Origin of the sequence: Planktothrix sp., from assembly GCF_046067725.1 — a bacterium.
Taxonomy (GTDB): Bacteria; Cyanobacteriota; Cyanobacteriia; order Cyanobacteriales; family Microcoleaceae; genus Planktothrix.
In genome coordinates, this window is the sequence record NZ_JBJUDF010000250.1 from 1 (window position 1) to 12,577 (window position 12,577).

Sequence of the window (12,577 nt, forward strand, 5' to 3'; positions counted from 1 at the left end):
AGGATAATATAACATTAACACCATCAAAGAATTTAAAGAATCAGATTGTTTGAGTCCAATGGCATTTTGAGTTATTTCATTAATAAATTGTTGCTCTTCTGTGGTTAAAGGTTCTCGTTGAATCCCCCGATTTAAGAGAATTTGATATCCTTTCCCCAAATCATGATTATAGATTCGTTCTAAATGGTCGGGAGAAATTTTTAACCATTGATCTGCCATTGTTTTACGAATGACTCGCAATTCATCAACCAAGGTTTGATTATTTCGGTCTAAATCATAAGAATTAACCGCATTAACTAAACTGGATAAATACTGTTGAATGGCTTCTCGGCTATTCAGTTGAAAAGATTGCTGATTTTGTTGCCAATTTTGAAATAATTCCCGAAAGAGCATTCCCATTTTAGCTGAATAGGTACGACTATCCAAGAATTCAGGGTTTTGCTGCATTTTTTGTTGAATTTCTTGGCGTTTTTGTTGTCGCAGTTGCGGATTATTAGCTAGGGTAATTGCTAAATTAATATAACCTTCTTCACTATTAGCAATTAAATCATTAATCGAGAGCGATCGCAATAAAGATGCACCCATTAATGAACGAAATGAACCGCTAGTTCGGACGACAAAAACTTCTCCCGCTTGAGAGGTGTTCTCAGAGAAAGAAGGAATGATATCACCATCTCGAACCACCGGAACTAAACTCACTTCTAAGGGATCAACTAAAGAATTAACCCCAGAAAAAGGATAGGAATCTAAGTAAATATCGGCTAATTTCAAACATTCTTTAATGTCGCTGCGACTAGCTTGGGGTTTTAAAATAATTAAACGGCTGATATCAACGCCATATTGAGTTAAAGTCTCCTTGAAACAGTTAATCCAAGGAACAGCCATATATTGAGATGTCCAATTGGGATTAAAAGGATATAAAATTAAGACAGAATTGGGAACCTTTGCTAATAATTTTGCCCAAGTTTCTCGAAGTTCAGGAATAATTTTATAAAAATTAGCTCCCGAAGCAAAAACAATAGATTGATCAGGAATTCCCAAACTGGAGCGAGTTGGAGTAAACTGAGTTTTTTCAGGAGGAATAGCATAATAACTAAAACAATGGGCTGTTCCTTCTAAGAGGAGTAATTGTTCTCGATATTGGTCTTGAGGATTCTGTTTAATTTCAGTTAATGTTCCTGAAATATAGTAATCGATAGTCCGCATTCCCGTGGTCACGCAAGATGATGTTGAGGTGATTTGAATCCGACCTAACCGATGTAAAGCTAACAATGTAATTCCGTTAGTAACCGCCGTAACATTGGTTCCAATTAAGATAATATCTAAATCATCATTGCGAATTAAATTTACCTGATCAGGTAAATTTTTAGGCAGTTGTACCCAACGATCAGCACGACTTTTACAATATTCTTCCAGGGGATGATGATTCGATTGTAAGGTATATAAAATTACTTCAAATTGAGTTGGATCTAAATATTCAAAAACAGGTAATGTTGAATAAGTTTCGGTTTGGGGACTAAAATGATGGCTGAGAATTCCTAAACGGATTTTCTGACGAGTTTTAGGACGTTGAGGAAACTCATAATCTAAGGAATGACCTAAACTTTTTAAGGCAAATTCCATAATTTCTGCCCGTTTAATATATATTTCTTTGAGATTTGCCGTATTAAAATATAACGGAATAAAGTTAACGGTTTGGGTGAATTTCCAAGCTAATTCTTTCCAGATTGGAAACTCAGGATTACTGAGGAAACGTTCATGAATATAGCGAGTCCAAGTTTCTACATAACAATAATAGCGATCCGCTTCTCCGACTTCATGGAAAAACTGAGGAATCGCTAACATAAATTTAAAATAATCTTCTAAAAACCATTTAGGAATGGGGGCTTGAATATACCAATCTTTGGGGAGATGATAAGGATAACAATATAAGGTCAGAGCTAATAAATGTTGTATCCCTTTTGGCTGATTTAATCCATTTTTTAAAAAATCATACCCATCTTGAATTAGAGCTTTTTCTTGAAGTGTTAAGGCTTCATTTTTAAACCCACTATTCAGCAAAATTTTATGAGCTTTGCCAATTTCTCCTAAATAATGTTTCTCTAAATTCTCATTCTCTAAACCCAACCAATATTGAGCCACAATTTGCCGAATTTGACGCAAGGAATCGAGAATTGAGATTGAATTCGGGGTAGTTTTATATGCTTCTGTTAACCGCGTTACTTCTGCTAAGATTTGAGTTGGAGTGAAGGTTTTGAGTTGTGGCTGTTGCTGACTAAATAACTGGATAATAGTTTCTTTAACAGCCGTTGATTGACTACATTTTAAAGCTTCTTGAATTTGAGCAATCACCGCCGTTGATTGTCCTTGGGGTAACAGTTGTTTTGCTGTATTCAAAGCATAAAAAGCATAATGTTCTTTAGCTTTATTCGATAACTCAAGGGCTTGATTTGGAGGCAAATAAGATTGAGTGATTTCAATAGATTTACGCGTATCAGAAATATTTCCGCCTGTCTCCATTAGGCGAGATGTCCAAGAACTAAGATGTAAACGATAAGCTGCTAAAATCTGAGGTTCATATCCCATTGAGTAATAAGCAGAAATTCTTGTCCACATTTCCCAATCCGCCGCCGATTTTGCTTCAGGACAAAAACCCCCTAATTGTTCATAAGTGCTACGCTTCACCACAATAGAAGATGGTTGAATCCGTTGAGAAACCGCAATTCGTTCTAACCAATGATCTAAAATTCCGGCTGTTTCTCGTTCTAAAGCCGAGATAGAACACTGATTATTTTCGCCATCTATATAACAATGGCGACAAAATACTGCACCTAGACTCGGTTCTTTATTAATCGTATTTTGTAAGGTTTGATAAAATCCAGGAAAGACAAAATCATCATCATGTAATAAATGAATCCATTGTCCTTGAGCGCGTTCTAAACACAAATTAAAAATAGCAGTCTGACCAATATTTTGTTGAGAATGGCGATAGAATTTAACTCGACCTCCGCCGACTTTTTGAACAATTGCTTCCAGTTCAGCTTGTACTGTCCTATCAGGACAATCATTAAGGACTTCAATCTGGATTTGATCTTCCCCTGGTGCTTGTTGTAAAACACTTCTCAGGGTTTGTTCCAAATATTTCACTTTATTAAAAGTTGGAATCATGACCGACCAAAAAGGTCGATTCAGATTAGGAGCCAAAGGTGAAATAGTAGGAAATGTCCATTGTGATTGAGATAGGCGAGTTAAAGGAGCTTGAGCGTTAACAGGTTTGGCTTGAATATCCATTTTTTCGATTGATAAATTTGATAATTTTTGATAGTTGATAGAAATTGATTCTTGATGGATTTGCTCTAAAAATTGGTTGGCGATTTGAATTAATTGTCCTTGTAACTGATGGGAATTAGTGGATTTTAGTTGTTGTAAAGCTTCGGTTAATTGAGGATTAAAAAATTTTGTAAATTCAATTCCATATTTTTGCCAATTATCGTTAAGGTAGTTAACAGAGTGTTTGAGATGATAGGCGATGGGAGTTACAAGACGTTTTAATGCCCATCCCCGTTGTTTAGCAATTAAAGGAACCCAAAAATCCCACCAAGGCAAGCCTAAACAAAAGTTAGAGGCAGGAAAATCTTTTAAAAATTTGGGGCTAAAAAAGAAGAAATCAAACCCTTTATCATAAAGTTCTCCTTGCCGTTTTTCTAAGGTTTCAATCTCGATACGGGAACCAAAAATTATCGCATTCTCTGCTTGGTCTAATAACCAGGTAGACCAGTTCTCATCTGCTTGCAGTTGAATATCCGAATTAACAATGCCACAAAGTTGGCAAGGATGATCTTGGAAATAACGGAAAATATCATCGAGATAAATTAACGGTTTTCCAACCTCAGCTTGAGCATCTCGATTAACGTTTTGAAAAGTAATATCCTGACACTGGGATTTAAGCTGTTCAATTTCAGAATCAGAATTTAAAGAAACGACTGCAAATCCTAATTGTTTCCAACTCGCGGTCGCTGCTTTTTGTTTCTCTAAATTTCCCGGTGCAATACTGGTAACAATCGTAATTTTTTGTGGTTTTGTTTTTTCTGTTCCTAATAATATATTGACTGGTTTTTTTAAAGCTAAAGTTTCAGAATTTTGTAAAATAATCGCGGAAAGTTTTAATGATGAATTAGGATTAATATCAACAGTTTGTGTAAAGATTTGGAGTTGAGAGGTGGAAAGGGTTTTTCCTGTTAACCATTGCATCCAAGTTTCAGCTTGAGTTGGATTTTGAATCCAAGTTTGAACTTGGGGATGTAGTTTAGATAAATAGGAACTTTGACAAATTTTGTGATAGAATTTTTCTAAATCTTGACGCGTTTCTCCTTTTAACCAATTGGCAACGGTTAACTGTTCAGGATGAATTCGCCAAGCCGATAAATTTTCATTAATAAATCCAATTTTATAGTAGCTCATAATTCTGAACCACATTTCTACATCAACTAACTGTTGTAAATCTGCATCAAAATATCCGAGTCGATCAAAGACAGATTTCTTAATCAGCACGGTACTCGGTTCACCAATTTTATTAAGAGGAGGATTCAAAATATTGAAATTAGACAATAATTCTGTTCCTTGTTGAATTGGTTTTAAGTTAGACCAAGCTTGTTGTAGATCTTGGGCTGATGCTCCAATTCCTCGACAAATTTTATTTGATTTTGCGGTGTCTGAAAATAAAATATTCCGTCGAGAAAATACTAAACCAATTTCTTCGTCCTGTTCGGCTAAATTGACTAACTTCGTAATACAATCAGGTTCTAAAATATCATCTTGAAACAAGAATTTAATATATTTACCTTGAGCTTGAGCAATAGCATAATTCCAATTGGCTGCTAATCCATATTGACAATGAGTAAAGATCTTAAAATCACCAGAAAATTTAGATTGAACCGATTGAGCGATCGCTACGGTATTATCCGTTGATCCATCATCAGAAAGAATAATTTCTAAAGGCGAGTAAGTTTGAGATAAAATACTGTCTAAGGCTTCTTTGAGATATTTTTCACCGTTATAGGTAGGAATACAAACACTGACTAAAGGTTGATATTTTTCCGATGGTTTTTGTTGATTTTGATGTTGAGCTTTTAATTTTTGTTGAAGTTGAAGGCTCAAACAAGAATCTGATTTCATCGAGTTTCCCCATCGTTCTTGTATGATTTGAACTGCGCGATTATATAACTCTAAATATTGATCGGATGTTAACTCAACATTCCATCCTTTTAATTCTTGATGATAAACTTTAACATGAGGTAAATATACATTTCGATACCCTTTTTTCAACAATTTTAAACAGAAATCAATATCATTATAAAAAATGGGTAGATTTTCATCAAAACCACCTACTGCTTCAAATTTCTCTCGCTGGCACGCTAAACAAGCCCCACTGATCAATGAAATATTATTAATCAAAGTAATTTGAACTAAGCTATCATAATCATTAATTTTATGAATACCTTGATAAATAGGATAAGCAATGAAATCAGCATCTTTTAAAAATCCAGCTTGTTGAATTGACTGATCAGGATATAGTAATAGTCCTCCAACTGCTCCTATAGAAGATCGTTGAGCTTGTTCAATTAACGCATTAATCCAGTCTTTAGTAATAATTTTTGTATCATGATTTAAAAATATCAAAAAATCTCCCGTTGCTTGACAAACCCCATAATTATTGAGTTGGGAATAGTTAAAAGGGATATCACACTCATAGCATTTGAATTGATCAGGTTTTTGTCTTTTCCAAAAATCAATCACCCGTTGAGTTTCTAATTCAATACTGCCATTATCAATAACAATAACTTCATAATTTGGATACAGGGTTTGAGTAAAAATCGAGGTTAAACACTGATTTAAAATTCCCCAAAAATCTCGCGTTAGGATAATGATACTCACCCGTTTAGACTCATCAATTTGATATCGAACCGTGTAATGACCGAGGGGTTGAGTATGGGGCAACACTCGACCGGGTTCACCTCGTCTGTATATGGCTTCTGTTAAAGCTTTAACGGCGGCTTTATAGGCATAAGGTTTCGCTTCTCCTGATGCTGATGCTGATGCTGAATGAATTCTCCAGTGATATAAAATTTTAGGAATATGAAAAATTTTATCTGTTTTTTCCGTTAGTCGTAGAACTAAATCATAATCTTGACTGCCTTCAAATCCAACTCTAAATCCGCCAATTTCATTGATGATAGAACGCCGATAAACGCCTAAATGGCAAGTATACATTCGAGATAGAAATGAATCCGGGCACCATTCCGGTTTAAAGTTAGGTTCAGTGAATTGATGAGCATCATTGATTTTATCTTCATCAGAATAGATCATATCGGCTTCAGGATGTTGGTTCAGAAGTTTAACTACTTCTTCCAACGCATCAGGCGTGAGTAAATCATCATGATCTAATAAAGCAACAAATTCACCTGTTGCGACTTCTAAGGCTGAATTAGAAGCTCTTGAAATATGACCATTTTCTTCTCTAAAAACTATTTTTATTCGAGACTCTTTTTGAGCATATTCTTGTAAAATTTGTTGAACATGAGGTTGAGTTGAAGCATCGTCAGCCAAGCACAATTCCCACTGTTGATAGGTTTGATTCCTGACGGATTCCAAAGTGGCTTTTAAATAGTTTTCGCGCGGATTGAAAACGGGAACAATAATACTAATGAGAGGTTGATAACTTCCTGATTTTGTTCTAGTCATAAAGGCTTTGTTTTGAATATAAATTTAATCAATTTTTATGAGTGAGTTTAATCAAATTTTTACCGTTATTCAGGGAACACGATAAGCTAACCAAAATCCATTCCCAACTTTACTATCAGGATCTTCAACCCCTAAAAGTTGCCAATTGATTCTCGGCAAACCTTCTGTTTCTATTTTCAATCGTTCTATAAATCTTCTTAATGTTGTCGAGGTAAATTTCCAGTAATGATCGGCGTAGGTACTCCCCGGTGGTGACGTTTCTATTGTCCAATTTTCCTGATATGCTTGAATAATTTTTTCATAAGTAGATAAAGGACGATTATCACCCAGTAAAGCATCGGGTTGGGGAACAATCATCACCACATAACCACCAGATTTAAGGACTCGTTGCCATTCTAACAATGCTAAAATAGGATTGGGAATATGCTCAAAAACATGACTGGATAAAATAAAATCTTGGCTATGCTCCGCTACCGGAATATGAGCCGCATCTCCATAAACATCAATTTTTGTCGGAGTTTCACCCATCTTAAGTTGGCTATCAGTATAAAATTTTTCATCAAATTGAGGAGCTACATTAATCGCATTGACTCCAAAAGGATTATGAGATGCTGCACCGAGTTCTATTCCTGATAATCCTGCTAATAGTTTTAACGTAGGTTGATGTAAGGGAAATTTCATAGTTGAATTCTAATGTTAATTTAAAAGCCAATTAAAAAGCTTTTGGAAAGCCTGGTTAAACCCAATTTCTGATCTCGCTGTTGATCCAATTGATCATCATGAGGATATTCACTACAAAGATTAAAAACAAAAATATTAATTTCTCATCCGATGGCTGAACTTGACAAAAAATACTCTTGTTGGTAAGACCTCAAGGCTTTTGTGGTTTTCACACTGACTCAACGCCATATAGCTTGACACTGATCCGATTAAATTAATATAGAATACCCCAACCCCCTACCTGGATGAAAAATACGTTAAGATTAGTAACAATACATCACAATACCAAAGTCCTGTGGACTTACAGCAACAGTAGGAGGATAGACCTCGGTGAACAAACGCTGGAGAAATGCAGGGTTATACGCCCTGCTTGCCATTGTCGTCTTAGCATTAGCAACTGCTTTTTTTGACAAACAACCCCAAACGCGGGAAAGCTGGAAGTATAGTACCTTTATTCAAGAAGTCAAGAATAATAAAGTTGAACGGGTCAGCCTCAGTTCTGATCGCTCAAAAGCCTTAGTAACGGCTCAAGATGGGAATAAAATTTTAGTCAACCTCCCGAACGATCCTGAACTGATCGATATTCTGACTCAAAATAATGTTGATATTTCAGTTCTACCCCAGAGCGATGACGGCTTTTGGTTTAAAGCCCTCAGTAGCCTTTTCTTCCCCGTTTTGCTCTTGGTGGGCTTATTCTTTTTATTACGTCGGGCTCAGAATGGCCCTGGTAGCCAAGCCATGAACTTTGGCAAGTCCAAAGCCAGAGTCCAGATGGAACCTCAAACCCAAGTCACCTTCGGAGATGTGGCGGGTATTGAACAAGCTAAACTCGAACTCAGCGAAGTAGTAGACTTCCTGAAAAATGCGGATCGGTTTACGGCCGTCGGTGCCAAAATTCCTAAAGGAGTATTATTAGTCGGCCCCCCAGGAACCGGAAAAACCCTCTTAGCCAAAGCCGTTGCGGGAGAAGCCGGAGTTCCGTTCTTTAGCATTTCCGGTTCAGAATTTGTGGAAATGTTCGTGGGGGTCGGTGCATCCCGGGTTCGTGACTTGTTTGAACAAGCCAAAACCAATGCGCCTTGTATTGTCTTTATCGATGAAATTGACGCCGTGGGTCGTCAACGGGGGGCCGGTTTAGGGGGCGGTAACGATGAACGGGAACAAACCCTCAACCAGTTATTAACGGAAATGGACGGGTTTGAAGGTAATACCGGAATTATTATTATTGCCGCCACCAACCGTCCTGATGTCTTAGATGCCGCCTTAATGCGTCCGGGTCGCTTTGACCGTCAAGTGGTGGTAGACCGTCCCGACTATAACGGTCGTTCAGAAATTCTCCGGGTTCATGCCCGGGGTAAAACCTTGTCCAAAGATGTGGACTTAGACAAAATTGCCCGTCGGACTCCTGGGTTTACTGGGGCGGACTTATCCAACCTGTTAAACGAAGCCGCAATTTTAGCCGCCCGTCGTAACTTGACAGAAATTTCAATGGATGAAGTTAATGATGCCATTGACCGGGTGTTAGCGGGGCCGGAGAAGAAAGATCGGGTGATGAGTGAAAAACGCAAAACCCTGGTAGCTTATCACGAAGCGGGTCACGCTTTAGTGGGGGCCTTAATGCCAGACTATGACCCGGTACAGAAAATTAGTATTATTCCGCGCGGTCGGGCTGGGGGGTTAACCTGGTTCATGCCCAGTGAAGAACGCATGGACTCCGGGTTATTCAGTCGTTCCTATCTGCAAAATCAAATGGCCGTTGCCTTGGGCGGTCGGGTCGCTGAAGAAATTATCTTTGGGGAAGAAGAAGTCACCACGGGGGCTTCTAATGACTTACAACAGGTGACTCGTGTCGCTCGTCAAATGATAACTCGCTATGGGATGAGCGATCGCCTCGGCCCCGTGGCATTAGGTCGTCAACAAGGAAATATCTTCCTGGGACGGGATATTATGTCAGAACGGGATTTTTCCGAAGAAACCGCCTCAGCCATCGATGAAGAAGTTCGTCAACTGGTGGATGAAGCTTATAAACGGGCGAAACAAGTATTAGTTGAAAACCGCCCGGTTCTGAATCAATTAGCAGATTTGTTAATTGATAAAGAAACCGTTGATGCAGAAGAACTGCAAGAGTTGTTAGCGAATAATGATGTCAAAATGGCTGCAATTGCCTAATTTTAAATGTTTTTAGCAAAAGAGGGCTGTTTTTCTGATTAGAAATTCAGCCCTCTTTTTAATGGGAATAAAGGGATTTTATCTAACTTTAACCTCGCTTGAATTAACGTAAAAAACAACTCACTATCCACAAAATGATAAAAGTGATTAGAGAAATAAACCGTTCTACGGCTAAGAAGTTTCCAATTGCTGGACTGAGTAAACTTCCCAACAATAACCCCGTAATTAAACCCATGACCGTGAGTAAAACGGCTCGACCAAACTTATTTTCTTTGCGGTTGAGAAAATACAAACTCGATCCCACTCCCAAAGCAAGAGTTAGAGTTAAAATCGATTCCGGGGAACCCGGATAAAGACTTAAACCCGCTAAGGCTGCATAAACTCCCGATGGCCATAACAAATCAGAACGGCTGGGAGTATCCAGCAATTGTTGTAACCAATTGGGCTTTTGGGTTGTGGCTGGTTGAAAACCGGGTGGAGGAGTCGGCGCGGCTCGTTCAGGAAAACGAATGCGTTCAGGAACTTTGATTTTTCCTTCTTGCCGTAATTTGAGCCGATCCATCAAAATGGCATCATAAGCGGCTTCAATCGATTCAAGCAGCTTACGTTCACCACTATATTGTTGTTTTAGGCGATCCCGGGCTTCCTGAATTTCATCAAAGGAGGCATCAAGGGTAACCCCAAGCTGTTCGTAGGGACTTTGCTCGCTCATCGGACTTTATATTTATACCGTTTTATTAACTGTAAGCTTAACTCAATCTCTTTCCAAAGCGTTGCTCTGTTGAGAGACTTTCACTGTTATTCCCATATTAAATGATTTTGCAAGTGGACAAGGAGGGGAGCACCGGGAGCACCGGAAGAGGGGAAATGATAGATCGTTTTTTGCTGAAAGCTGACGCTGATTAATCGTTAACTATCAACGTCCCTAATTATTGACTGACAATTCCTGACCATTGAACTTTTTTTAAGTTGTCTCGGCGGTAGGAGAAGAAGGCGTTGGGGTCTTGATAGGTACAATAGGGGGCGATCGCTACTTGGTCGGGTTCAATCCCTAATTGTTCCAGTTGTAAGCGATTAAACTGTCGCACATCTAAGCGAACCTTGTTGGGTTCCAAGTCGGGAAGCAGAGGAGAATTGGGGAGTTGATAGAGAGGTTCTAATCCTTCTGCTTCGGTGTCGAAATCCAGACTTTGAGCTAACTGTGTCGCCACATCTAAAGAAACTTGATACACTTCCCCAGAAATCGCTGGCCCCAAGGCGACTCGCAGATGTTCCAGTTGACTCCCGACCGCTTGGAAATGGGCGATGGCTTCAGGAACAATTTTAGCGGCTGTTCCTCGCCATCCGGCATGAACCGCCGCTACTTTCCCAGTTTGAGCGTCCGCAATTAACACCGGAACACAATCAGCCGTCGCTACCCAAACGGCTTCTGAGGAATTTTCAGCAAATAAACCATCGGCTTCGACTAAAGAAATATCTTCTGCACCGGAATGTTTCAGGGGGTCTACGGTTCCCGTTTTTAACACCAGATTTCCATGCACTTGTTTGACTCGATACACTGGAGTATCAGGTTGTAAGACATCGACTAAATCTGAAGGAGTTCGCGGACTAAAGCAACGGGTAAAAAAGCCATGTTGCCAATCTTTGAGCCAACTACAAGTTAAATAGGGTAATCCATCCCAGCTTTGCCAGTGCCAAGTGTGCATAAAATTAGGAGTAACAGAGAAGAGTTTGATCACATTGACACTCTCACCGTCAATCGCAAAGCGATGTGACGGGAGATTCTTTGTTCAACGAATCGACTTGCCCTAAAAGGATTGCTCCCGTCAAGGTAGAGGTCAATTCTCCCAAAGCGTTTATCGGTTCTAAACCGAAAGTTCCCGTATGTCCTGCGGTACTTAATCCCATTCTTAAAATATTTTTTGCAGCATTTTCATCCCTATCCAACTGACATCCACAACTACAAACGTGGGTTCTTGTTGATAGGGATTTTTTTACGGTTTTTCCGCAATTAGAGCAATTTTGGCTTGTATATTGGGGAGGAACAGCAATAGTAACCTTACCATATTTTCTACCAAAATATTCAAGCCAAGTACGGAATTGATACCAAGCAGCGTCATTAATTGACTTTGCTAGACAATGATTTTTCACTAAGTTCTTAATCCTCAAATCTTCGTAGGCTACCAAATCGTTAGATTGGATGACGGAGTATGCAACACGCTTGCTAAACTCTTTTCGTTGCCTACCAATTTTTAGATGAGCCTTGGCTAATTTCTGTCTCGCTTTTTTGCGGTTATTAGACCCTTTCTGTTTTCGAGAAAGTTGTCTTTGTAACCGCTTAATTTTCTTCTCTCCTTTCCTTAAGAATTTGGGGTTATCTACTTTATTACCTTGGTCATCAGTGTAGAAAGCAGATAATCCTACATCTAAACCGATTGTTTTATTCGTCGGTTCAGTCTTGATTTGAACGTCAACTGAAAGGATAAACTGGCAATAATACCCGTCTGCACGTCTAACTAATCGAACTCGTTTAATTTGTTCGGGTTGATAGAAATGCAAATCGTAGCTTCCTACTAACCGTAATCGTCCAATTCCTTTCTTGTCAGTAAAGGTAATGGCTTTACGACTTTCTAAATTTAATTGCCATCCGGTTTGTTTGTATTCAACCGAACGGCAATGTTTCTTGAAACGGGGATAGCCTTTTTTACCAGGAATTTTCCGTTTACAGTTATCGTAAAATCGGGCGATAGCTGACCATGCTCTCTCAGCACTTGATTGTCTCGCTTGAGAGTTTAGTTCATTTGCAAATTTAAAATCATGAGCTAAAACGCGACAATACTTATTCAAATCGTAGCGTCCTACCCCTTTGTTATCCATCCAATATCTTAGACATTTGTTCTGGATGAATTGAGCGGTACGAATCGCTTCATCTATCCCTTTATATTGT

At 38.7% G+C, this 12,577-nt stretch carries 6 protein-coding genes; 1 reads left to right on the plus strand and 5 read right to left on the minus strand.

Annotation, left to right across the window (positions count from 1 at the left end):
* Together ACKPEB_RS15605 and ACKPEB_RS15610 are read right to left on the minus strand one after the other, a co-directional pair.
* On the minus strand, nucleotides 1–6,741 hold a 6,741-nt coding region (locus ACKPEB_RS15605; RefSeq protein ID WP_408965856.1), incomplete at its 3' end, for a glycosyltransferase.
* A 69-nt stretch (nucleotides 6,742–6,810) separates the two neighbouring features.
* A complete protein-coding gene (locus tag ACKPEB_RS15610; protein ID WP_408965857.1) occupies nucleotides 6,811–7,422 on the minus strand; it encodes a methyltransferase domain-containing protein in 612 nt (203 codons plus the stop codon).
* A gap of 369 nt (nucleotides 7,423–7,791) precedes the next feature.
* Here ACKPEB_RS15610 and ftsH3 point away from each other — a divergent pair, with 369 nt between their 5' ends.
* Complete coding sequence (gene ftsH3, locus ACKPEB_RS15615) at nucleotides 7,792–9,630, plus strand: ATP-dependent zinc metalloprotease FtsH3 (RefSeq protein WP_408965858.1); 1,839 nt, start codon at nucleotides 7,792–7,794, stop codon at nucleotides 9,628–9,630.
* Nucleotides 9,631–9,733: 103 nt separating this feature from the next.
* Here the strand turns inward: ftsH3 and ACKPEB_RS15620 are convergent, their stop codons facing one another.
* From ACKPEB_RS15620 to ACKPEB_RS15630, 3 genes are all read right to left on the minus strand, one after another.
* Nucleotides 9,734–10,342: a CPP1-like family protein gene (locus ACKPEB_RS15620; RefSeq protein WP_408965859.1), complete on the minus strand. Its 609-nt coding sequence runs from the start codon at nucleotides 10,340–10,342 to the stop codon at nucleotides 9,734–9,736.
* A gap of 217 nt (nucleotides 10,343–10,559) precedes the next feature.
* Nucleotides 10,560–11,336: a peptidoglycan editing factor PgeF gene (pgeF, locus tag ACKPEB_RS15625; RefSeq protein ID WP_408965861.1), complete on the minus strand. Its 777-nt coding sequence runs from the start codon at nucleotides 11,334–11,336 to the stop codon at nucleotides 10,560–10,562.
* 49 nt (nucleotides 11,337–11,385) lie between these two features.
* On the minus strand, nucleotides 11,386–12,577 hold a 1,192-nt coding region (locus ACKPEB_RS15630; protein WP_408965860.1), incomplete at its 5' end, for an RNA-guided endonuclease InsQ/TnpB family protein.

Bases quoted from the DNA above. Each gene is read 5' to 3' on its own strand.
- pgeF (WP_408965861.1), bottom strand. From the start codon at position 11,336: ATGCACACTTGGCACTGGCAAAGCTGGGATGGATTACCCTATTTAACT.
- ACKPEB_RS15610 (WP_408965857.1), bottom strand. From the start codon at position 7,422: ATGAAATTTCCCTTACATCAACCTACGTTAAAACTATTAGCAGGATTA.
- ACKPEB_RS15620 (WP_408965859.1), bottom strand. From the start codon at position 10,342: ATGAGCGAGCAAAGTCCCTACGAACAGCTTGGGGTTACCCTTGATGCC.